This is a genomic window from Euzebya pacifica, assembly GCF_003344865.1.
In the GTDB taxonomy this organism is placed as follows: domain Bacteria; phylum Actinomycetota; class Nitriliruptoria; order Euzebyales; family Euzebyaceae; genus Euzebya; species Euzebya pacifica.
The window spans coordinates 4,693,660-4,715,627 of the sequence record NZ_CP031165.1; the positions used below are offsets into that span (position 1 = coordinate 4,693,660).

A 21,968-nucleotide genomic window follows, 5' to 3' on the forward strand; every position below is an offset into this window, starting at 1 on the left:
GGCCGCCGGATGCTACGTCAGGTCCGACAGGCTCGCGAGATCAGCCATCGTGGAGTGGGCCGGCTCGTTGCCCAGCAGGTTCACGGGCTGGTTGAAGTCGTCGAGGATGACGACGGTGGGCTCGTGCTCGGCCTGCTCGGCACGGTCGTACATGCCGTAGCTGATCACGATGATCTTGTCGCCGGGCTGGACCAGGCGAGCGGCCGCGCCGTTGAGGCACATGTCGCCGGAGCCGCGCTCGCCCTCGATGACGTAGGTCTCCAGGCGGGCACCGTTGTTGTTGTTGACGATCTGGACGCGCTCGTTGGGCATCAGATCCGCCATGTCCATCAGGTCCGGATCGATCGTGATCGAGCCGACGTAGTTCAGGTCGGCTCCGGTCACCGTCGCGCGGTGCAGCTTGGACTTCATCAGCGTGCGGAACACAGCTCTTGCCTTTCGTCGTGCCAGGCCCGTCATCTGCGGGCTCCAACCGAGGTGGGAAGCTCTTCTGCGTGGTGTGCCGGTGTCGTCGCGTTCCGCTGGACCTCGACGCAGTCGCGTCGCTCAGACGCGCAAGCGCATCGTGTCGATCAAGCGGGTCGTCCCGACCCAGGCGGCTACCACTGCCTGACAGTCTCCTGACCGGACGCCCTCGAGGGGTTCGAGGGTCTCGGGATCGATGATCTCCGCATAGTCCAGCTGGATTCCTTGGGCAGCAGTGAGTCTACCCAGAAGGGTGGAACGTCCCGAATCGACGTTTCCTTCCCATCCATCGGCAAGTTCCCGGAGCGCCTGGGAGAGGGCGAGCGCGTCGCGGCGCTGTTCGCCCGACAGGTAGACGTTGCGACTCGACAGGGCCAGGCCGTCGGCCTCGCGCACGATCGGGCAGGTGACGACCTCGGTGCGCATGTCCAGGTCGAGGGCCATGCGGCGGAGGATGGCCTGCTGCTGGAAGTCCTTCTCCCCGAAGTAGGCGTGGTCGGCCCCGACGACGTTGAACAGCTTCGTGACGATCGTGGTGACCCCGTCGAAGTGGGTGGGTCGGGTCGCCGCCTCGAGCCCACCCGTCAGCCCCTCGACGTGGACCGTGGTCCGGCGGGTCTCCGGGGTGAAGGTCGACGGGGCCGGGCTGAAGACCAGGGCCACGCCCTCGGGTGCCAGCAGGTCGAGGTCGGCGTCCAGTGTCCGCGGATAGGCGTCGAGGTCCTCGCCCTCACCGAACTGCAGCGGGTTGACGAAGATGCTGACGACGACCACGTCGTCCGCCGCCGCAGCGGCACGGACCAGCGACAGGTGCCCCTCGTGGAGGGCACCCATCGTGGGCACGAAGCCGATGGTGCGGCCAGCACGCCGGTGGGCGTCCAGCACCGTGCGCACCTCCTCCGGGGTCCGGACGAGGTGCGGGCGGTCGTGGCTCACCGGTTGTTCGGGTCCTCGGGCGGCAGCAGGTCCTCGGGACGGAACGTGCGCGTGGAGCCCGGGTCGAATCCGCCGCCACCGGGCTGGTCACCCTGCGGTGGCTGCGGTTCGGGAGGCTGGGGCTGCTGGGGGGCCTGCGGCTGCTGGGGATACGGCTGCTGCGGGGGGCCGGGCTGGCCCGGGGTGTTGCCGTACCCACCAGGCTGCGGCGAGCCCTGACCGGGGACCCCGAAGCCGCCGGCGCTGGGGGCCTGACCCGGCACGCCGAAGCCACCCTGCTGGGGTGCTGCGGGCGGACCGGCATAGCCGCCCTGGGGCTGCTGCGGCGCACCCGGAGGCGCACCGAACCCACCCTGGGGCTGCTGCGGCGCACCCGGAGGCGCACCGAACCCACCCTGCGGGCCGGGCTGGCCGGGGGCGCCGTAGCCGGAGCCGGGGGGACCACCGAACGCCGGCGCAGCGGCCTTCTTCTTGCCACGGCTGCGGAGGAAGAGGAACAGGCCGAGGAGGATCAGCAGCAGCACCACGACGCCGATGATGATGAACAACAGGCTGCTGGAGCCACCGCCCTCGGTCGCCGAGCCGACGGCCATCATGGTCGTCGGGGAGTCCACCGACAGGGTCCACGTCACGGTGTTGCCGTCGATCGTGTCGGCGTTGTGCTCGCTGACCTCACCGGGGAAGGTCACCGAGACGGTCGCCTCGAACTCGGGGGCGGCGCCACCCAGGGCGTCGTCGAAGCCCTGCCCGAACTCGCTGCCGAAGTCCTCCAGCTCCGAGGCGAAGTCCTCGGGGAAGTCGGTGGGGAAGTCCGTGGGCAGGCCCTCGAGCTGCTGCTCGAGCTCGGAGAAGGCTTCGTCGACCTGCTGCTGGATCTCCTCCGGGGTGTCCTGAGCGACCTCCGCCTGCGCCACCTGGCGCTTCTGCCCCAGGCCCGACCCGGCAACCGCCTGGTTGAGGTCGATGGTCCCGTTGAAGACGAAGTCGTCGCCGTCACGGACGATCGAGAACTCCTCGAACGGACTGTCCGGGTCCTGGCCGAGGAAGCAGTTGATCGACTCGACCGGAACGCTGGTCAGGGTGATCTGCACACCCATGAAGTCGTCCTCGGTGTACTCCCCCGCCGTGACCGCGTCCTCGGAGAACCCGCACTGGTCGGCCAGCGCCCGGATGTCGGATGCCGCCTCCTCGGGATCCATGTCCTCGGCGCCCTCGGTGGCCTCCGCTGGCAGGTCGCCCTCGAAGCGGACGCCGATGATCAGGTCCAGGGTCGCGGTGTTGTCCTCCGACAGCACCACGTCGGTCTGGAAGCGCACCGTGCACGCGGTGCTGAGCACGAGGAGCGCGATGAGCGGCAGGAGCCACCGGCGCGTCGCGGCAGGCAGGTTGGTCACGGAAGTCCCCTTCAGCGTCTGGTGTCGACTGCGGATCAGCGTAGAGGACGCCGATCCTCGCACATCGAGACGTCCTGCTCCTGTCACAAAGGGGACCCGTGACCTACGTCCGATGCCCGTCGAGGGTTCGCCGGACCGTGTCGGCACGTCCGGGGTCGAGCCCGGCGCGGACGGCCTGGAGCAGTACGAGGTCGGCCAGCGCGACGTAGGTGCCCACGGCCTCGGGGAAGCTGACCGCGAGCTCGTCGAGGTGCCCGGCGACCGTGCCGGCATCACCCCGCCTGACCGGACCGGTCAGCGCGTCGACCCCCCTGGTGGCACCACCCATCGCCGAGGCCGTCACCAGGGGACCGAGGAAGGCCGCGGGATCCTCGATGCCCGCGCCCAGCAGCAGGTCCCGCGCCATGGTGACCACAGCGGTCGTGGCGTTGCTGCCCACCGCCAGCGCGGCGTGGTACAGCGTCCGGTCGTGATCGTGGACCGTCACCGGGGCACCCCCGAGGTCGACGACGAGGTCGTGCGCCCAGCCCAGGTCGGCGTCTGCTGCGGTGACGGCCCACGACGCCCCGCCCAGCTGGTCGGCACCGGCGACCGGATCGGGGAACGTCATCGCCGGATGGCAGGCCGCAACTCGGCCCCCCGCGGCGGCGACCGGGGACAGCACGCCGACGCCGTGTCCGCCGGAGGTGTGCACCCACCGCTGCCCCTCGGTCACGCCATCGGCGGCTGCCACCCGGCGGGCGGTGTCCCCGACGACGTCGTCGGGCGTGCACACCAGCACCAGGTCGACCCCGTCGGCGACGGTCTCGAGCGGCCGCACCTCCGCGTCGGGCACCAACCGGGCGAACGCATCCAGCGACGTCGATCCCTCCCGGCCCGCCACGGCATGGACCCGTTCACCTCGACGCTGCAACACGAGCGCCAGCGATCCACCGACCCGCCCGGGGCCGATGACGGCGACGGTCCTCACCGGTGGATCTCCGGCATCGGTGGCGGCGGGGTCAACGACACCTGCCGACCGATGGCGGCGACACCTTCGATCGGGGCCAGCTCGACCGCGCAGCGGGCAAGGGATCGCCCGTCGGGCAGCCGCCATCCGGGGGCCACCTCCATCAAGGGGATCAAGGCGAACCCCCGCTCGGTGAGCCGTGGGTGGGGCACGGTCAGCCGTGGGTCCTCCAGGACCCGGTCGCCGTAGACGAGGATGTCCAGGTCGATCGTGCGCGGTCCCCAGCGCATGGTCCGGACACGACCGAGCGTGGCCTCGATGCGCTGGCAGGCCTGCAGCAGCCGCGCGGGCGACAGCTCGGTCCGCAGGCGGACGGCGATGTTGTAGTAGCTGTCCTCCGACGGCCCGATCGGCTCGGTCTCGTAGACGCTGGAGATGTCCTCCACCTCTGTCCGCGGCGTGTCGTCGAGCAGCGCAACGGCGCGGTTGAGGTAGTGCAGCCGGTCGCCAACGTTGCCACCCAGGCCGATGAAGGCCGCCTCCGGTCCGGCCGGCGGCTGGTAGCGCTCGAGCAGCCAGCGGACCGCGCGTACCGGCCCCTCGCCGATCACGGGCGTTCTCGCCGCAGGCGCACGGCGACCTCGCCGAACTCCTCGGTCACCGGCGCCTCGGGCTTGGCGACGCGCACCTCGGCGGCGACGACCATCGGGTCGGACATGGCGACGTCGAGGAGGTGGCCGGCGAGCCGCTCGATCAGGTCGAAGCGGGTGGCGCGCACCTCGTCGGCGATGCGCTGGGCCAGCGTGCCGTAGTCGATGGTGTCGCCGAGCTCGTCGGTCACCGCCGGCCGGGACAGGTCGGCCTCCAGCACGACGTCCACCACGAACGGCTGGCCGTCGCGCTTCTCGTGGTCGAACACGCCGTGGTGTCCCACGACCCGGAGGCCCTTGATCTCGATGCGGTCGGTCACAGTGGTCGAAGACTAGGAGATCTCGCCGGTCCCGCACCTCATCGGCGAGGACGTACCACCCGCGGCGGAGCTACGTCCCGCAGTCGCCGGTCCCGTCGAGGCGCTCCAGCTCCTCGGCCACCCTGTCGCTGACGAGCTCGTCGCCCCCGACGATCAAGGTCTCCCTCGACTCGTCGCAGACCCGGAACGCCGACGCGGTGGGGTGTGGCACCCGATCGACATCGACCAGGAGGATCGCCGCCAGACCGGCCGGAACCGCGCGGTTGTCGGCAGCCCACCCGGCCGCCGGGAGGCCGAAGGCCCAGCCGTTGTCGGCGTAGCCGTTGATGACGACGTGGGTGGCGGTGGTGAAACCGTCCAGCAGGACCCCCGCGATCCGCTGCGCCGTCCCGGCCCGGTCGCTGCCACCGAGCCGACGCACGGCGTCGGGGAACCGCTCCTGCAGCGCGTCCTCCACCGTGCTGCTGACCGCGGCGTCGCCGCCGTGGACGTAGGCGACGTCGATCATGGGTTGCCGGTCGATCCAGGCCGCCGCTGCCGGATGCAGCGAGTCGGTGGGTGTCAGCAGCAGCGGCGCCCGAAGCTCGGCAGCGAGGACCCCTGCGGCGACCGAGTCCGCCCACCCGGACGTCGGGTCCTGGGGCGACGGCTGGCTGCGGGCGACGCCGATCGTCCGGACGGGGCCGTGCCGGGCCACCATTTCCTCTGCGACGGCGATGGCCGTCTCGACGCGCGTCGGCCCCGCCAGCCGCAGCGGTCGGAGGCCAAGGGCACGGATGTCGTCCTCGACGGGGTCGGCCATCGCAGCCGCGTCGCCGAGGACGTAGACCGTGCCCGAGTCGGGCAGCACACGCGCCAGCTCCGCTGCCACACGATCGTCCAGGCCGTCCGGAGGCGAGAGGAGGAGCGGGCCGTCACCCAACCCAGTACCGGCAAGGGCATCAGCGAAGAGGTCACTTCGCGCCAGCACGGCGTAGGGCGCCTCATCGGTTCCGAACCGCGCGTCGCTGAACACGATCGCCGTGGCGATCGGGTCGTCGACATCGAGGCGCTCGGTCGTCTCGTTGCGTCCGTCGACCGGTTGCGGTCGACCGTTGACGTTGTCGACGGCGTGCTGGGCCGCGGCCGGCACGGCGAGCAACAGCACCGTGGCGCCGATGCAGATGGACAGACGCAGGATGGACACCGCAACGCTCCCCTCGGCCGGACGGACGAACCACCGCTGGGACGCGCGGGCGCGATCCAACGGTGCGGGCTACAGATGACGACCGAGACGCACCGACCACCGGCCTGTCAGGAGGGGCGGGGTGGTGTGTGAAGTGGACCGGTCCGGTTCGGCACCATCGTGACCATGACCGACCAGGAGCTGGACCCGTTCGCCGCTGCGGACTGGGGGATGTTGATCGCGCTGGCGCTGATCTGGGGGTCCTCCTTCCTCTTCATCGCGGTGGGCCTGGAGCACTTCACCCCGGCCCAGGTGGCGTTCGTGCGCATCACGCTCGGAACCGCAGCGCTCGCCCTGGTCCCGCGTGCACGTCGGTCGGTGGACCGCGCCGACCTGCCCCGGGTGGTCCTGCTCGGCCTGCTGTGGGTCGGCATCCCCTTCATGTTGTTCCCCATCGCCCAGCAGTGGATCGACTCCTCGCTGGCCGGGATGATCAACGGTGGCGTGCCGTTGTGGGCTGCCCTGGTGGCCACGTTGGTGTCGCGTCGGCTGCCGCCCAGGGGCGTGGGCATCGGACTGGTCGCCGGGTTCTTCGGCATCGTGCTGATCGGGCTGCCCTCGCTGGACACCGGCGGAGACATCGCCGTCGGCGCCGGGCTGGTGCTGCTCGCCACGATGCTCTACGGCGTCGCCCTCAACCTGGCCGTGCCACTCCAGCGTCGGTACGGCGCGCTGCCGGTGATGCTCCGCGCCCAGCTGGCCGCTGCGGTGTTCACCCTGCCGTTCGCGGCCGTGGGGCTCGGGCAGGCGAGCTACGGCCTGTCCTCGGTCCTGGCCGTCGCGGCACTCGGCGTGCTGGGCACGGGCCTGGCGCTGACGCTGATGGCCACCCTCGCCGGTCGGGTCGGCGCAGCGCGGGGTTCGGTCGCCATCTACCTGGTGCCCATCGTCGCCATCGCCATCGGGGCGCTGGTGCGGGACGAGGCGGTGCATCCGGTGTCCCTCGTCGGCACGGCGCTGGTCATCTTCGGCGCATGGGTCACCTCCCGATCCCAGCAGGCCACGCCCACCACGACCGACGACGTCATCGCCCATCCCGATGATCCAGCCGTCAGCGCCGGCGCGACCGGCGTCTCCTCCCCCGCCTGAACCACCGGCCCGACGGGACCCGACGCGTCAACGCGTGACGGGGTCCCAGTCGGTGCTGCCGGTGGCGATCGCACGGGCGGTGCGCACGGCCTGGACGGTCTCGGCGACGTCGTGGACGCGGAGGAACGCCGCCCCCGCGCCGGCGGCCATCGCGGCGGCGGTCAGGCTGCCGGTCAGGCGGTCGTCGACGCCCTCCTCGCCGGACGCGGTGGCGAGGAAGCTCTTGCGGGACGCCCCGATGAGAACCGGACGACCGAGGCTGCGCAGCTGCGGGACCGCACGCAGCAGCGCGAGGCTCTGCTCGGCGGTCTTGGCGAAGCCGATGCCGGGATCGACGATCACCTGCTCGCGCGCGAGGCCGTTCTCCTCGCAGACCTGGAGTCCGTCGGCGAGGAACTCGAAGACCTCTGCCACGACGTCGTCGTACTCGGTGTGGTCCTGCATGTCCGCCGGGGTCGCCCGGGCGTGCATCAGCACGTAGGCCGCACCGGTGCGGGCGGCCAGGGCGATCAGCTCGGGGTTCCCGGCCGCGCTGACGTCGTTGACGATCGCGGCGCCCTCGCGCAGGGCTTCGGCGGCGACCTCGGCCTTCATGGTGTCGATCGAGACGCACACGCCGTCGCTGACGAGCGCGCGAAGGACCGGCATGACCCGCGCGAGCTCCTCCTTGGCGTCCACCGACGTCGCGCCCGGTCGGGTGCTCTCACCGCCGAGGTCGATCAGGTCTGCACCGGCGGCGACGAGGGTGCGCGCGTGGTCGATGGCCCTACCGGGGTGGCCGTCGGGGTACAGCTGACCGCCGTCGGCGAAGGAGTCCGGCGTCACGTTCACGATGCCCATGACCAGCGGGCGGACGTTGCACGGCAGCAGGCGGCCCCGGGCCTTGATCGGCGGCGCCGTCCCCAGCCAGGCAGCGACCGCCTCGCGCAGCGTCCGGTCGACGGCCCGCGCCTCGTCGAGCTCCAGCGACCGCCCGGCCGCACGGGCCAGCGCCTCGACCGTGGAGGTGGCATGCACCCGATCACCGATGCGCTCCAGCGTCGCCCCCGACGACGACCAGGCGGACTTCAGCCGGTCCGGGTGCGAGACCCGGCTGACGACCAAGCTGACCTGGGCGTCCACACCCAGGCTGGCGTCGACGATTCGGACGAGTGGCGCAGCCTCCATGGCGCTGAGCCTAGTCGATCCGTCCACCGCGAAGCCGCTAGCGTCCGCGACCGTCACCCGCCGTCCTGCTGACCTGCCCGGAGCCCCGATGCCCCTCGACACCCCCTCTCCCGATCGTGCAACCGAAGATCGTGCCACCGCCGATCTGGACCTGGAGTCACTCGAAGCAGCCCATGCCGCGCTCCGTGCGCAGGACCTGTCCCTGGACCTGACCCGCGGAAAGCCCTCCCCCGACCAGCTGGCGCTGTCGGACCGGCTCGACGGCATCCTCGCCGGCGCCTACCGACACGACGGCACCGACCTGCGCAACTACGGTGGCATCGACGGGCTGCCGGCGGCCAAGCGCCTCGGGGCCGTGCTGATGGACGTGCCCGCCGAGGCGGTCCTCGTCGGCGGCAACGCGAGCCTCGAGATGATGTTCCACGCCATGCTCGTGGGCACCCACTTCGGCTGGGACGGCCCCGAGTCGGCGTGGGCGAACCGCCCGTCGGTGAAGGTGATCTGCCCGGTCCCCGGGTACGACCGCCACTTCACCGTCAGCGAGCGGCTGGCCCACGAGATGGTCCCGGTCCCGATGCTCGACGACGGCCCCGACATGGACGTCGTCGAGTCGATCGTCGCCGACGACCCCGACGTGGCCGCGATGTGGCTGGTGCCCAAGCACTCCAACCCCACCGGTGCGATCTGCAGCGACGAGGTCGTCACACGCATCGCGGCGCTCGGCAACCGTGCGCGTCGCGGGTTCAGGATCATCTGGGACAACGCCTACGCGGTGCACGACCTGACCCCCGACCCCATCCCCATGGCATCGCTGTGGGCCGCCTGCGAGGAGGCCGGCACGACCGAGTCGGTCATCCACGTGGCCTCGACGTCGAAGATCACCTTCGCCGGGGCCGGGCTGTCATTCCTGGCTGCGGGGCCCGACACCCTGACCGCCCTGCGCCAACACCTGTCGGCGGTCACGATCGGTCCCGACAAGGTCAACCAGCAACGCCACGTCATGCTGCTGCCCGACATCGACGCGCTCCGTGCCCACATGGCCCGCCACGCCGCGCTGGTGGCCCCGAAGGTCGATGCCACGACGGCCTCGCTGGAGGAGGGCTTGACGGGGCTCGCGCGCTGGACCACCCCGCGGGGCGGCTACTTCGTGTCGTTGTGGACCCCGCCGGGCCTGGCGACGGAGGTGGTCGGCCTGGCCGCCGATGCGGGTGTCCGGCTGACCCCTGCCGGCGCAGCGTTCCCGTTGGGCCACGACCCCGAGGACAGCCACATCCGGCTGGCCCCCTCCTTCCCGACGCTGGAGGAGGTGCGCCAGGCGATGGACGTCGTCGTCACGTGCGTGCGCCTGGCGATCGCTCGCCGCCGGGCTGCCTGACGACCCACGGTCGGGACAACCCGCCGGGACTGCTCGGGGCGCTACGGGCCGTAGGAGGACACGCGGGGGCCGCCGATCAGCGACATGACCTCCGCGCGGGTGCGGGCGTCCTCACGGATGGTCCCACGAACCGCCGAGGTGACGGTCATGGCACCGGGCTTGCGCACGCCACGCATGGTCATGCAGAAGTGCTCGGCCTCGATCTGCACGATCACGCCGCGGGGCTTCAGGACCCGTTCGAGGGTGTCGGCGACCTCGGCGGTGATCCGCTCCTGCAGGTTGGGCCGCTTGGCGACGACGTCGACCAGGCGGGCCAGCTTGGACAGCCCGGTGATCAGCCCGTCGTGTCCGGGCAGGTAACCGACGTGGGCCCGACCGACGAACGGCACGAGGTGGTGCTCGCAGATCGAGGCGAAGGGGATGTCGCGGACGATGACGATCTCGTCGTGGCCCTCGTCGAACGTGGTCGACACCACGTCCTCGGGGTCGATCAGCAGGCCGGCGAAGACCTCGTCGTACATCCGGGCGACCCGGTCGGGGGTGTCACGGATGGTCGGGCTGTCGGGGTCCAGCCCGATGCCCTCGAACAACATCCGCACACCCGCGCGGATCTTGTCGTGGTCGAAGCGCCGCTGCGGTTCGGCGGTGGTGAGCACCCGCACGCGGTCGTCGGAGGCCTGCCCGCTGACGTCGTCGGTGCGGACCTCGATGGCCTCGGCAGGCACCTCGGCGCGCGACCGGCCACCGATCCCGTCCGGATCGACCGTGGGTTCGGTGCTCACGCGTCGTCGATCGCGGAGCGCGGGTTGACCAGGTGTGCGGCACCCTCGGGCTGCTCCGACGGGTTGAGCGCGACGGGGTCACCGCGACGCAGCGCCGCGACCACCTGGTCCGGGCTGAGTCCCGTCGGCTCGCCGTTCATCAGCGGGCGGTTGGAGCGCGACGGGCGCTTGGTGACCCGGTCCAGGACCGCGGCCAGCTCCTCCTTGCCCAGGGTCTCGTGCTCCATCAGCTCGTCGGCCATCTCCTCCAGGACCTGGCGGTTCTCCACCAGGATCTGGACGGCTTCGTCGAAGGCCTCGTCGATGAGCGTACGGATCTCCTCGTCGATGATGGCCGCGACCTGCGCGCTGTAGTTGGGGTGGTTGGTCTCGCGCCCCAGGAAGGGCTCGCCCGCGGCATGGCCGAACTGGATCGGACCGAGCTTCTCGCTCATGCCCCATTCGGTGACCATCTTGCGGGCGATCTCGGTGGCCTTGGCGATGTCGTTGCCGGCGCCGGTGGTGTAGTCGCCGACGGTCAGCTGCTCGGCGACGCGGCCGCCCAGCGCCATCGCCATGCGGTCGATCAGCTCCTGGCGGGAGTGGCCGTACTTGTCGCGCTCGGGCAGCGAGATGGTGACACCCAGCGCCTGGCCGCGCGGGATGATCGTGACCTTGTGCACCGGGTCGGCGTGGGGCAGCGCGTGGCCGACGATGGCGTGGCCGCCCTCGTGGTAGGCGGTCAGCCGCTTCTCGTCCTCGTGCATCAGCCGGGTACGACGCTCCGGTCCGATGAGGACGCGGTCGATGGCGTCCTCGAGGGAGGCCATGGTGATCTCGGCCACCCCACGACGGGCGCTCAGCAGCGCCGCCTCGTTGATCAGGTTCTGCAGGTCCGCACCGGTCAGCCCGGGGGTCTGCTTGGCCAGCACGGTCAGGTCGGCGTCGGGGGCCAGCGGCTTGCCGCGGGCGTGGACCTTCAGGATGGCCTCGCGACCGACGATGTCGGGCCGGTCGACGACGATCTGGCGGTCGAAGCGGCCGGGGCGCAGCAGGGCCGGGTCGAGGATGTCGGGACGGTTGGTGGCGGCGATCAGGATGACGCCGGTCTTGACGTCGAAGCCGTCCATCTCCACCAGCAGCTGGTTGAGGGTCTGCTCGCGCTCGTCGTGCCCGCCGCCCATGCCGGCGCCGCGGTGGCGACCGACCGCGTCGATCTCGTCGACGAAGATGATCGCGGGGGCGTTGGACTTGGCCTGCTCGAACAGGTCACGGACGCGCGAGGCGCCCACACCGACGAACATCTCCACGAAGTCAGAACCGGAGATGGAGAAGAACGGCACCCCGGCCTCACCGGCCACCGCGCGGGCGAGCAGGGTCTTGCCGGTACCGGGAGGACCGAACAGCAGCACGCCCTTGGGGATCTTCGCGCCGATGGCCTGGAACTTGGTGGGGTTGGCCAGGAAGTCCTTGATCTCCCGCAGCTCCTCAACGGCTTCCTGCGCACCGGCGACGTCCTCGAACGTGACCTTGGGCTGGTCCTTGGAGATCTGCTTGGCCTTGGCCTTGCCGAAGCTCATGACCCGGCCGCCGCCGCCCTGCATCTGCGACATCAGGAAGAAGAACAGCAGGAAGATCAGCGCGAACGGGATGAGGTTGATCAGCAGGCTGACGAACAGGTTCTGGTCCTGCGCGTCGACGTCGAGCTGTTCGGGCTCGATGCCGGCCGCCTGCAGCTCGGCGTCGAGCTGCTCGTCGTTGACGATCGGGTTGAACGTCGCGACGTACTCGGTGGCCTCCGACTCGCCCTGGGGCTCGACGAACTCACCCTTGAGGCCGTTGGATCCCGAGAGGATCGTGACCGAGGACAGCTCGCCGTCCTGGAGCGCCTGGATGAACTCGCCGTAGGTCAGCTCCTCGGGCGCGGAGGAGCTCCCCAGCGTGGAGACCATGGCCAGGGCCACGATCAGCAGGAGGGTGATCCACAGCAGTGGCCCTCGCAGGAAGCGCTGTACGTTCATCGACTCACTCAGTCCTGTGTACGCCTCGCAGGGACCGGCTGGCGCCTGCGCCTGCGGTCGGATGCTACCAGCGGCCCTCGACCGGCGGCCCCTGACGTCATGCGGGCTTTACCCCGTCTTTGCCCCTCGTCGGGCTGGAGGTCAGCTGTAGACCTCGGGCTTGAGCGTGCCGATGTAGGGCAGGTTCCGGTACCGCTCGTCGTAGTCGAGCCCGTAGCCGACGACGAACTCGTTGGGGACCTCGAACCCGGTCCACTTCACGCCGATGTCGACCTTCGCCGCGTCCGGCTTGACCAGGAGGGCCATGACCTCGACCGACTTGGGACCGCGCGCCCGGAGGTTCTTCAGCAGGTAGGACAGGGTCAGGCCCGAGTCGACGATGTCCTCCACGATCAGGACGTGACGGCCCTCGATCTCGACGTCGAGGTCCTTGAGGATCCGCACGACGCCGCTGCTCTTGGTCGAGGCGCCGTAGGAGGACACGGCCATGAAGTCGAAGATCGTGTCGACCTCCAGGGACCGCGCGAAGTCGGCGAGGACGATGAAGGCGCCCTTGAGGACCGCGGTGACCACGACCTGTTCGCCCTCGTAGGCCTGGGAGATCTGCTTGCCGAGCACCGACAGGCGGTCGCGGATCTCCTCCTCGCTGATGAGGACCTTCTCGATGTCGGGATGATCGGACGCCGCGTGGGAAGTCATGGGCCGCCACGATAACCGGTCGGTCCGCTCCCGTCGGCGGCGACACCGATACACAGACATGGCTGTCCGGCCACGGCTGGGGCGATCGTCCGGTCGCCGACGAGCAGCACCGTGCCGTCGGCCGCAGCGACGATCGGTACCTGATCCCGCAGTGCCGCTGGAACGCGCTGCAGGTCCTTGCGGATGGCCCGGTCGCCCGACGCCAGGCGGGGGCGGACCACAACACCGTCGGGACCGCTGGTCGGCATGGCCACCTCGGCGGTCCAGGGCGGTGCACCCGCGGCGGGCCGTGTCGCAGTGGGACCCGCCACGGCGGTGGTCAGGAGGTAGGCGAGGCCGAGCTCCGGCAGCGTGACCCCGGTCCCGACCGGCAGGGGACGCGGCGCCCATGACGGGACCGTGGGGTCGAGCAGGACCACGGTGTCGCCCGCCATGGTGGCCCTGACGCCGCCCTGCACGTCGATTCGCTGCCCGACCGGCAGCCCGAGGATCCGGGACACCGTCTCGGCGTCCGGAGCCGATCGGTGCGGGCCCGGCAGCAGCGCCCATCCCGCGCGGATGCGCCTGCGGAGGACCGCCACGGCCGTGTCGGCCGGCGTGTCCACGACCACCGCAGCCCCGACGCGCCGGACGCTGCCCGGTGGCACGGCGGTGGCATCCAGGAGGGCGACGTCGTCGGCGACGAGCTCGGCCAACCTGGCCAGCGCCGGGACCGGGTCGCCGTCATCGGGTCGCAGGCGGGACAGGGCCGGCAGCGCCTCGCGTCGGACCCGGCCACGCCGCTGGTCGGGATCACCGGTGTTGGTCGGGTCGGTGACGGTGGCGTGTGGGGCGGACACGGCGTGGACATCGGCCCGTCGCAGCCCGAGCATCGGTCGGACGACCAGCACCCCGTCGCGCTCCGCTGCCGGACGCATGGCGGCCAGGCCGTCGAGACCGGTCCCCCGAGCGATCCGCAGCAGCAGGGTCTCGGCCTGGTCGTCAGCGGTGTGGCCCAGCAGCAGGGCGACCGCCCGTCGGTCGCGTGCGAGGTCGAGGAGTGCGGCGTGCCGTGCACGCCTGGCGGCGTCCTCGGGGCCGGCACCCTCCCCCACGGTGACCGGCAGGACCACCACGCTGGCGCCGAGGAGTCCCGCGTTGGCCGCCGTGGCCTCGACATCGAGCGCGTCGTCGCGCAGGCCGTGGCGGACATGGCCGACGACCAGGCGCAGGTCTGGCCTCGCGGCGGCCACGAGGTGCAAGAGCGCCACGGAGTCCGGTCCACCCGAGACCCCCAGCACGACGGTCGCATCCGCCCGGACGTGGGTGTCCAGGACGTCGGCGACCGCGGCGATCAGGCCGCGGTGATCCGTGTCACCCACGCGTCGGGATCCTCCAGCTCATCCGGGCTGGGGATGTGCTCGGGCCGCTCCCACACGCGGTGGAAGGTGTCGCGACCGTGCCGCTCGGCGACCTCGGCGATGAACTGCTCGCCGACGGCGTACTGCTCGGCCTTCATGGCCATGCCCAGCGCGCGGCCGACCAGCCGACCCGGGCCGGACTGCGACGCTCGCCTGCGGTTCAGCGCCGTCCGAACACGCGAGGGGTCGACCCCGTCCTCGGCGAGGACCTCCACCCCCCAGTCCATGACGATGTTGCCGTGGCCCTCCAGCACCGACATGAGCGCCTGCGCATGGGCCATCTGCACGGCCTGCTCGGGGCTCAGGAACGCCTCGAGCACGTCACGGACGTCGAGCCCGCCCTCACCGATCCGCCTGCGGAGCTGCTTCAGCCCGCCCTTGAGGCGGTCGGGGTCGATCTGGGTCTCGGCCAGGTAGGTGGTGATGATCGTGTGCAGGTGGCCGCGCAGCCAGTCGACGCCCTCGAACTGCAGGCGGTGGCCGAGCTCGTGGAGGACGACCCCGAGGACCAGGTCGGTCCCGTCGATGTCGGTTTCCTCGGCCAGGTCGCGTTCGGCCTGCAGCAGGTTCGGCCCCACCAGGGTGAGCTGTCCGGGAGTCCGCCCCTCGGGCAGGAAGACCTCGTACTGGCCGAGGACGCGTGTGGACAGGAACCCGAAGATCGCGCCGATCTGCATCGCCACGGCCTTGGCCGACACCGAGTGCGGCAGCGAGGACCGCGACAACAACGCGTCGGCGAACGGGTCGGTCAGGTACCGCATCGACTGCAGGTTGGACCGGATCCACTCGCCCCGGCCCACAACCCGGGCATCTGCCGGACCGAGCGTGTCCCCCAGCTCGGTCACGTCGCGGCTGGCACGGTCGGCCAGCGCAACCGCGTCGGCGACCTGTCCGCGCAGGCGCTGCACGTCCTCGCCGGTTGCCGGCACCGGCGACAGCCCGGCGACCCGACGGCCGACGCGTTCGGCGAGGGCCCAGTCGGCCAGCGTCGCCGAACCCTCCTCCTCGGTGGGAGTCAGCGCTTGGATCGCGCCTCCGCCTCACGGGCGAAGCGCGGCTGGAAGACCAGGTACTGCATGATCACGAACCCGGCGACCAGCACGCCGGCGGCGGCCAGCGGGTAGATCATCCAGTCGAAGAACCCGGGACGCTCGGCGTCCTCGGCGTCGGGGGTCAGGAACTCTGCGGAGACGTCCGAGGCGTTCTCACGGATCTCGGAGTACTCGGTGAAGTGGCTCTCCTCGCCCTCGGTCGCCATGACCGGACCGGCCACGAGACCGACCACCATCAGGGCGAGCAGCAGGGCGGAAAGGGTTCGAGTAACCATCGGAGCGAGTGACCTCGTCATTGTCGATCGTGTTCGCGCACACCGTGGACGGCTGCGCTCGGGCCGGGATTGTACTCGGTCGGGTGCTCGCGCCAGAAGTCGGCGGACCTCACCCAGCCGACATCGACCCGAGCCCGTCGGCGTCGCCGAAGTCGGTCTCGAAGCCGTCGCCCTGGTCCTCGTCGCCACCGTCCAGGTCGACGGGCGGGAGCAAGAAGTCCTCCCCTGCTGGCTCGCTCGGGGTCGGTTCCGGGTCGGCAGCTGCCGGTGGGGACGTGGAGGCCGTTGTCGGGGCCGGTTCGGGGCGGTCCTGCCCCGATCCGGTGGTCGCCGGCTGGTCGGTCGTGGGGCCGTGGCCTGGACGCGGCGCCGGCTCTGCGGCCTGCCCACCGTCGGTTGACGGATCGACGTCGTCGAGATCCGGCATGTCGGGCGAGATGGGTGCCTCCGGGCGGACCGGCAGGGGAATGTCGAGGTCTGCCGCGAGCCGACCGAGGTCGGCCAGGAGGACGTCGACCGTCGGCACCGTCCCGACGAGCACCGTCAGCGCGGCGTGCTGGTCGGTGATGACCATGCGCAGCCAGCTGCGGACCTCTGGTTCGTTCCGGACGTCGATCGGGAGGCTGTCGATCGCGTCGTGCAGCGAGGCCGACCGTGCCGTCAGCACGCGTACGTCGCTGGCCTGCCCGGACTCGGCTGCCTCCGCGGCAGCGAGCGCGAACTCCGAGGCCTGCACCGCCGCAAGCAACGGGTCGGGCTGTGGGCTCTGCAGCGGCCCGAGGCCGACGAACGCGATCGCAGCGACGGCCACCGCGGCGACGATCCCGCGTCGGAGCGACCCGCCGACGGCTGTTCCTCCAACCGCCGGCTCCATTTCGCGGTCGTCCCCGCGGGGGTCCTCCCGGACGTCGATCGCCCCGGGGATGGGAGGCGGGGGCGGGGGCACGTCCTGCGGGAGCGGACGCACGGCCCGGTCGACCACGTCCTCGGCGTCCCGCTCGACCATGGCTCCGGCAACGACGCGTTGCACCTGCGTCTGCAGCTGCTCGAGGGAGGCGAGATGGGACTCCAGCGTCGCGATGGCTCGGTCGTGATCACCCTGCTCTGCCCACAGGTGGGCGTCGACCAGGTCCTCGGCCAGCGTCTCGCGGTACTCGTCGACCTCCCGACGCAGCCCGTCCCGGAGTCGGCGCGCCGCCGCACGGGAGGGCACCGGGCCTCGTGGGGGTTCCTGCGCTTGTCGGTCCATCGGTGTCCTCCTCTCCTTGGTGGTGGTTCAGTCGTCGTGGGGTGACGTTCGGTCTGCAGCGGGGGCTTGTAGCCATGTTCTCGTTCGGTCCACCCAGTACCTGCAGACGTTTCGTCCGTGTTTTCGGGTGCGTACGCATCAGAACGTCCGAGGTGGAGCCGTAATGCGCACGGTTCATTTGGTCATTTCGAGCCATCGACGCGAAGTTGTTCGCCGGTGACACTCGTTTGAGTCGAGCCGCGACAGGGGGCGGGTGGCTCGTCCTCTTGACACATCGAGGGAGTGTCATACAGGTGGTTCGGGTCCGGCGGGGCCCGGACCAACCTGTGTCCGAACACCGTGTTCGGTTCGCGACGTTCGGGTTCGCGTTGTTCAGGTTCGCAGAAGCACGACGAACCGTCGAGCACCGAGGCGGAACCCGATCAGGCCGAGCACCACCAGGACCCCCAGGTGCGCCACGATCGACACGTCGACCTGCCCCAGCATGACCTGTCGCAGCGCCGCCACCCCGTGGTAAAGCGGCGAGATCTGGGTGATCACCTGCGCCCAGGACGGCAGGACGCTGATCGGATAGAAGGTCGCGGAGAACAGGAAGAGCGGGACGATGGCGATCTGCAGAAGGTCGAAGTCGTTCCAGCTGCGCATGTAGGTGGTCGCCCACAGCGTCAACGCGCCGAACGTGAACCCGATCAGGAGCGCCACCGGGACCGCGAGGAGGGCCAGGGGGCTGGCAAGGACACCGAGGGCCGCCGCGACGACCATGAACCCGACGGCGTAGAGGGCCACGCGGCTGACTGCCCACACGATCTCACCGGCGGCGATGTCGCGCGGCGCGGCGGGGGTGGCGCCCATGGCGTCGTAGATGCCGTCGTGCCGCAGCTTGAAGTAGACGTTGTAGGTCTCGTACACGGTGGCGTTCATCGCAGCGGCACCCAGCAGCCCGGCCGCGACGAACTCACCGTAGGCCGCACCGCCGAGGTCCGCGGTGCCGTCCACGAGGCTGCCGACCCCCACGCCGAGGACCAGCAGGTACAGCAGCGGCTCGAAGAGGCCCGACAGCAACGCCGGCCACTGGTTGCGCCACAGCAGGACGTTGCGTTCGAAGACGTGCTGCCCCTTCGGTGACCCGAGCAGGCGGTACGGGGCCAGCCGGGCGACCAGGAACAGCAGGTCGAGGCTTCGCGGGACCATCGGCTCGGCTGGACGGGCCGGAGCCGGCGGCGTGGGTGGGGCGTCGGTGCTCATGGGTGCAGCCGCTGGGTCAGCGTGCGAACGGTGAGGAGGACGCCGGCGAGCGTGCAGGCCAGCAGCACGGCGACGTGGACCAGCGGTGGGTACGCCGTCGCCAGGCCCAGCCCACCGGCCCTGACGAGCTCGATGCCGTGCCACAGCGGGGACACGGCCGCGAAGGGCTGCACGGCCGACGGCAGCTCGCTGATGGGGAAGAAGGTGCCGGAGAGCACGAACAGCGGCACGACCACGAAGCGGAAGACATAACCGATCTTCGTGCCCTCCTGTGCCCAGGCGGCGAAGGCGAACATGGGCGCGCCGCAAGCGAGGCCGACGAGGACCGCCGGGGCGATGACCCCCAGCGCACCGAGGGGGTCGACCAGGTCGAGCGCGAGCAGGGACACCGCGAAGACGACGCCGGAGATCGTCAGCCTGACGGCCAGCACCAGCATCTTCCCGCCGACGATGTCGGCAGGGGTCAGCGGGGTCGATGTCGACGCCACCCAGGTGCGGGTGAAGCTGATCGCGCCCATCACCGGCCACGACAGCTCCCCCGCCCCGGTCTGCATGCTGGAGGCGGCGAGGACACCCGTGCCGGCGAAGGCGGCGTAGCTGACGCCCCCGAGCTCGGCCGCGGCACCTCCTCCCTCCACCAGCTGCCCGATGCCCAGGCCGATGCCGGCCAGGTACAGGATCGGGGCGATGAAGGTGGAGAAGGCGCTGCCGTACCAGGTGCGCCGCCACAGCTCGAGCTGGTACCGGGCGAACCGCAACGAGCCGGCGACGGTCATGGCGCTCATTCGTTGAGGCTCCGGCCAGCGAGGTGCAGGAACACGTCCTCGAGGGTGCTGCGGCGGGTCAGGGTGCCGGCCAGCTTCAGGTCGCTGGCGTCGATGGCCCCGGCGGTCCCCGTCGGATCGTCGGTGTACAGCAGCACGCGGTCGGCCAGCACCTCCACGTCCCGCGCCATGGTCGACAGCTTCGCCTGCAGGACGTCGGTGTCTGCGGGCACCCCGTCACGGAAGCGCAGCTCGATCACGTCGGAGGTGACGTAGTCCTCGATCAGCTGTCGGGGAGGGCCCTGCGCGACGATGCGGCCGCGGTCCATCACGACCAGCTCGTCGCACAGCTGCTCGGCCTCGTCCATGTAGTGGGTCGTGAGGACCAGCGAGACGCCCCGCTGCTTGAGGCGGTAGAGGCGGTCCCACACAAGCTGCCGGGCCTGGGGGTCGAGGCCGGTCGTGGGTTCGTCGAGCAGGACGATCTCGGGTTCGTTGATCAGGGCGCGGGCGATGACCACCCGGCGCTTCATGCCCCCGGAGAGGGTCTGGACGCGAGCGTCACGGCGGTCCCACAGCTCGACGAACCGCAGCAGCTCCTCGATGCGGGCCGACAGCGTGCGCGTGTCGAGGCCGAAGAAGCGGCCGTAGAACAGCAGGTTGTCCGACACCGACAGGTCGTTGTCGAGGTTGTCCTCCTGCGGGACGATCCCCAGCCGGGCCCGAACACTGGACCCCTCGGTCGTCGGGTCCATACCGAGGACCTCCAACGAGCCGGAGGTCACGGGGCTCATCGCGGCGATCATCCGCATCGTCGAGGTCTTGCCGGCGCCGTTGGGGCCGAGGAACCCGAACGCCTGCCCACCGCGGATCTCGAAGTCGATCCCGTCGACGGCAACGTAGTCGTCGAAGCGCTTGGTCAGGCCCGTGGCCCGGACCATCGTCGTCTCGGTGCCACCCACGTCGGTGGAACCCTGCCCCATGGCCGGTGCGGCGGCCTGCCCCTTGGCGTTCACAGCCCGCCAACGCTAGCCGCGCAACGTCCCGCTTGCGACACGCATCAGGGGCGTGTCGGACCAGTCGACCCCCCTGCGAGTGAGGCGACACGCATCGGAGGCGTGTCGGACCAGTCGATCCCCCTGCGACTGGGACGACAAGCGGGGGAGGTGTTGGGTGCCTCGACGTCGAATCGGTGGGCCATGACCCTCGCGATGTCCTCACGTCTGCTGGCCGGCGCTGTTGCGCTGCTGCTGGTCCTCGGTACCTCCGGCGCGGTGGCGCTGGAGCTCGACCCCGACGCGCTGCTGGCGGCCGACCCGCCCCCCGGTGCGATCTCCGACAACCTGGAGTTCGTGGCCAACGCCCCCGAGGCATCCAGCGCCATCGCGGTCAACTTCATCGACGACACCATGTTCGTCTCGACGGTGACCGGGATCTACAGCTACGACGTGGCCGACCCGGCCGCGCCCCAGCTGCTGGGCGTGCTGCCCATGTACATCTGGGAGAACGAGGACATGGACCTCGACGCCGAACGCGAGCTGCTGTTCATCAGCCGTGACCCTCGCGGGTTCACCACCCCCGTCGCACCGGCACAGGCGCGACTGTTCGGGGCGGTCCACATCATCGACGTGTCCAACCCGGCGCTGATGGCCCAGATCGGCTTCGTCACCCTGCCGGCGGGTCACACCTCCACCTGCGTCTCCGCCGACCCCGACGACGTCGACTCGTGTGACTACCTGTGGACCGGCGGCCCCTACGGCAACACCGCCTTCGGGCCGTACGGGCGGCCGATCTACGCCACCGACGTCACCGACCCGCTGAACCCCGTCACCTGCCCCGAGCCGATCAACACCGGGCTGATGGACGACGGCTCGACCGGGTACGCCCACGACGTGCAGGTCGACGGCGACGGTGTGGCGTGGGTGTCCCACGAGGCCGGCGTCAACGGCTACTGGACCGCTGGCGACCACACCGACCCGCTGACCGGCGTTGTCCGCACCGCCACCCCGTGCGACCCGGTCCCCTACGGCGGTGGCTCGACCCCGGCCGACGCCACGCCCAGCCGCTTCATGCACAACAGCTATCGCAACGTCGACCTGGCGATCCCCGGTGAGCCCGGGTCGGCCGGGGCGGTGCTGATGGCGACGGAGGAGAACCTGTCGTCGAGCTGCGCCTCCTCGGGCCGCTTCGCCACCTACGACATCCGCTCGTCGCTGGACGGCAGCGGGTTCGCCGACCCGGCCGGGTTCCGCATGGACGTGCTGGACACGTGGACCCCGGAGGCCGCCGAGGGCGCAACGGGCTGCGCGTCGGCGCACTACTTCGAGGACCGCGGTGACGGGCTGCTGGCCTACGCCTTCTACGGCCAGGGCCTGCGGCTGCTCGACGTCAGCGACCCGGGCGACATCCGACAGGTCGGCTACTTCCGCCCCGACGACGCAAGCGCCTGGGCCGGGTACTGGCACGACGGTTACCTCTACGTCGCCGACAACGGCCGCGGGGTGGACATCCTCCGCCTGGACGAGACCCCCGACGACAGCGCTTCGACCGACCCCGGTGCCATGCCGACCCTCACCGCTCCGGCGCTGTCCGCGGCAGCCGCCGCCCGACAGGTGGCGCGGTTCGAGGCCGACGAGGTGTTCGGCTACCTCTGCGCGATCGTCGTCGCCTGACCCTGCGGGCCGTGTGCAGAAGGGCACCTGCGGGCTCCACACACTGAGGCACCTGCGGGCCTCGGGGAAAGGCGGGAGGTCCCCGAGGCCGGGCAGGTGCGGAGGTGAGGTTGGTGCGGCGGGGACGAACGGGAGCACGCTCGACCCGCCGCAGATCTTGGTGCCGCTGCACCGACGACTGCTTGTCGGACCCGCGGCTCGTTGGCCGGCATCCTGACCCGGGCCAGGTTGGCAAAGGGTTGGGACGCCTGTTGCCGACC

At 70.9% G+C, this 21,968-nt stretch carries 21 protein-coding genes; 3 read left to right on the plus strand and 18 right to left on the minus strand.

Translation table 11 applies throughout. The features are described 5' to 3' along the window. Positions 1 to 12: 12 nt before the first annotated feature. From panD to DVS28_RS20170, 7 genes are all read right to left on the minus strand, one after another. A complete protein-coding gene (panD, locus tag DVS28_RS20140; protein WP_108666104.1) occupies positions 13 to 426 on the minus strand; it encodes an aspartate 1-decarboxylase in 414 nt (137 codons plus the stop codon). A 120-nt stretch (positions 427 to 546) separates the two neighbouring features. Further along, complete coding sequence (gene panC, locus DVS28_RS20145; RefSeq protein WP_114593066.1) at positions 547 to 1,401, minus strand: pantoate--beta-alanine ligase; 855 nt, start codon at positions 1,399 to 1,401, stop codon at positions 547 to 549. After that, a complete protein-coding gene (locus DVS28_RS20150) occupies positions 1,398 to 2,795 on the minus strand; it encodes an LppM family (lipo)protein (protein WP_114593067.1) in 1,398 nt (465 codons plus the stop codon). Before DVS28_RS20150 ends, panC begins: the two co-directional genes overlap by 4 nt. A 103-nt stretch (positions 2,796 to 2,898) precedes the next feature. Further along, the gene (locus DVS28_RS20155) at positions 2,899 to 3,765 is read right to left on the minus strand and encodes a Rossmann-like and DUF2520 domain-containing protein (RefSeq protein WP_164710815.1); all 867 of its coding nucleotides are present in this window, start codon (positions 3,763 to 3,765) and stop codon (positions 2,899 to 2,901) included. Continuing rightward, entirely contained in the window at positions 3,762 to 4,355 is a 594-nt protein-coding gene (folK, locus tag DVS28_RS20160) for a 2-amino-4-hydroxy-6-hydroxymethyldihydropteridine diphosphokinase (protein ID WP_216826178.1), read from the minus strand. The genes DVS28_RS20155 and folK overlap by 4 nt, the downstream gene beginning before the upstream one ends. Next, the gene (gene folB, locus DVS28_RS20165; RefSeq protein ID WP_114593069.1) at positions 4,352 to 4,714 is read right to left on the minus strand and encodes a dihydroneopterin aldolase; all 363 of its coding nucleotides are present in this window, start codon (positions 4,712 to 4,714) and stop codon (positions 4,352 to 4,354) included. The genes folK and folB overlap by 4 nt, the downstream gene beginning before the upstream one ends. Before the next feature lie 70 nt (positions 4,715 to 4,784). Beyond that, positions 4,785 to 5,900, minus strand: coding sequence for a cell wall-binding repeat-containing protein (locus DVS28_RS20170; RefSeq protein ID WP_164710816.1), 1,116 nt, complete (start codon positions 5,898 to 5,900; stop codon positions 4,785 to 4,787). 165 nt (positions 5,901 to 6,065) lie between these two features. On the opposite strand from DVS28_RS20170, the gene DVS28_RS20175 reads away from it, so the two are divergent. Further along, positions 6,066 to 7,028 carry a DMT family transporter gene (locus DVS28_RS20175; RefSeq protein WP_164710817.1) on the plus strand — a complete coding sequence of 321 codons (963 nt, stop codon included), beginning with the start codon at positions 6,066 to 6,068 and terminating at the stop codon, positions 7,026 to 7,028. A 27-nt stretch (positions 7,029 to 7,055) separates the two neighbouring features. Here the strand turns inward: DVS28_RS20175 and folP are convergent, their stop codons facing one another. Continuing rightward, positions 7,056 to 8,195, minus strand: coding sequence for a dihydropteroate synthase (folP, locus tag DVS28_RS20180; RefSeq protein ID WP_216826179.1), 1,140 nt, complete (start codon positions 8,193 to 8,195; stop codon positions 7,056 to 7,058). An 88-nt stretch (positions 8,196 to 8,283) separates the two neighbouring features. Here folP and DVS28_RS20185 point away from each other — a divergent pair, with 88 nt between their 5' ends. Next, positions 8,284 to 9,570 (plus strand): aspartate aminotransferase type Ic, encoded by a 1,287-nt coding sequence (locus tag DVS28_RS20185; protein WP_114593072.1) that lies wholly within the window; start codon positions 8,284 to 8,286, stop codon positions 9,568 to 9,570. A gap of 41 nt (positions 9,571 to 9,611) precedes the next feature. On the opposite strand, the gene folE is transcribed toward DVS28_RS20185, so the two are convergent. The 10 genes from folE to DVS28_RS20235 form a co-directional block, all read right to left on the minus strand. Further along, a complete protein-coding gene (folE, locus tag DVS28_RS20190; protein ID WP_114594299.1) occupies positions 9,612 to 10,232 on the minus strand; it encodes a GTP cyclohydrolase I FolE in 621 nt (206 codons plus the stop codon). 116 nt (positions 10,233 to 10,348) lie between these two features. After that, positions 10,349 to 12,352 (minus strand): ATP-dependent zinc metalloprotease FtsH, encoded by a 2,004-nt coding sequence (ftsH, locus tag DVS28_RS20195; RefSeq protein ID WP_114593073.1) that lies wholly within the window; start codon positions 12,350 to 12,352, stop codon positions 10,349 to 10,351. A gap of 141 nt (positions 12,353 to 12,493) precedes the next feature. After that, positions 12,494 to 13,051, minus strand: a complete 558-nt coding sequence (gene hpt / locus DVS28_RS20200; protein WP_114593074.1) for a hypoxanthine phosphoribosyltransferase — start codon at positions 13,049 to 13,051, stop codon at positions 12,494 to 12,496. Beyond that, positions 13,048 to 14,412 carry a tRNA lysidine(34) synthetase TilS gene (gene tilS, locus DVS28_RS20205; protein WP_114593075.1) on the minus strand — a complete coding sequence of 455 codons (1,365 nt, stop codon included), beginning with the start codon at positions 14,410 to 14,412 and terminating at the stop codon, positions 13,048 to 13,050. The genes hpt and tilS overlap by 4 nt, the downstream gene beginning before the upstream one ends. Further along, entirely contained in the window at positions 14,385 to 15,380 is a 996-nt protein-coding gene (locus DVS28_RS20210; protein WP_245973563.1) for a zinc-dependent metalloprotease, read from the minus strand. The genes tilS and DVS28_RS20210 overlap by 28 nt, the downstream gene beginning before the upstream one ends. Positions 15,381 to 15,466: 86 nt before the next feature. Beyond that, a complete protein-coding gene (locus tag DVS28_RS20215; RefSeq protein WP_114593077.1) occupies positions 15,467 to 15,778 on the minus strand; it encodes a hypothetical protein in 312 nt (103 codons plus the stop codon). Positions 15,779 to 15,887: 109 nt separating this feature from the next. Further along, positions 15,888 to 17,027, minus strand: coding sequence for a hypothetical protein (locus DVS28_RS20220; protein ID WP_164710818.1), 1,140 nt, complete (start codon positions 17,025 to 17,027; stop codon positions 15,888 to 15,890). Between the two features lie 372 nt (positions 17,028 to 17,399). Then, positions 17,400 to 18,272 carry an ABC transporter permease gene (locus DVS28_RS20225; RefSeq protein WP_114593079.1) on the minus strand — a complete coding sequence of 291 codons (873 nt, stop codon included), beginning with the start codon at positions 18,270 to 18,272 and terminating at the stop codon, positions 17,400 to 17,402. Next, complete coding sequence (locus DVS28_RS20230) at positions 18,269 to 19,057, minus strand: ABC transporter permease (protein ID WP_114593080.1); 789 nt, start codon at positions 19,055 to 19,057, stop codon at positions 18,269 to 18,271. The genes DVS28_RS20225 and DVS28_RS20230 overlap by 4 nt, the downstream gene beginning before the upstream one ends. Continuing rightward, the gene (locus DVS28_RS20235; RefSeq protein WP_114594300.1) at positions 19,054 to 20,019 is read right to left on the minus strand and encodes an ATP-binding cassette domain-containing protein; all 966 of its coding nucleotides are present in this window, start codon (positions 20,017 to 20,019) and stop codon (positions 19,054 to 19,056) included. The genes DVS28_RS20230 and DVS28_RS20235 overlap by 4 nt, the downstream gene beginning before the upstream one ends. Before the next feature lie 216 nt (positions 20,020 to 20,235). Here DVS28_RS20235 and DVS28_RS20240 point away from each other — a divergent pair, with 216 nt between their 5' ends. Continuing rightward, positions 20,236 to 21,708 (plus strand): LVIVD repeat-containing protein, encoded by a 1,473-nt coding sequence (locus DVS28_RS20240; RefSeq protein ID WP_114593081.1) that lies wholly within the window; start codon positions 20,236 to 20,238, stop codon positions 21,706 to 21,708. Positions 21,709 to 21,968: the final 260 nt, after the last annotated feature.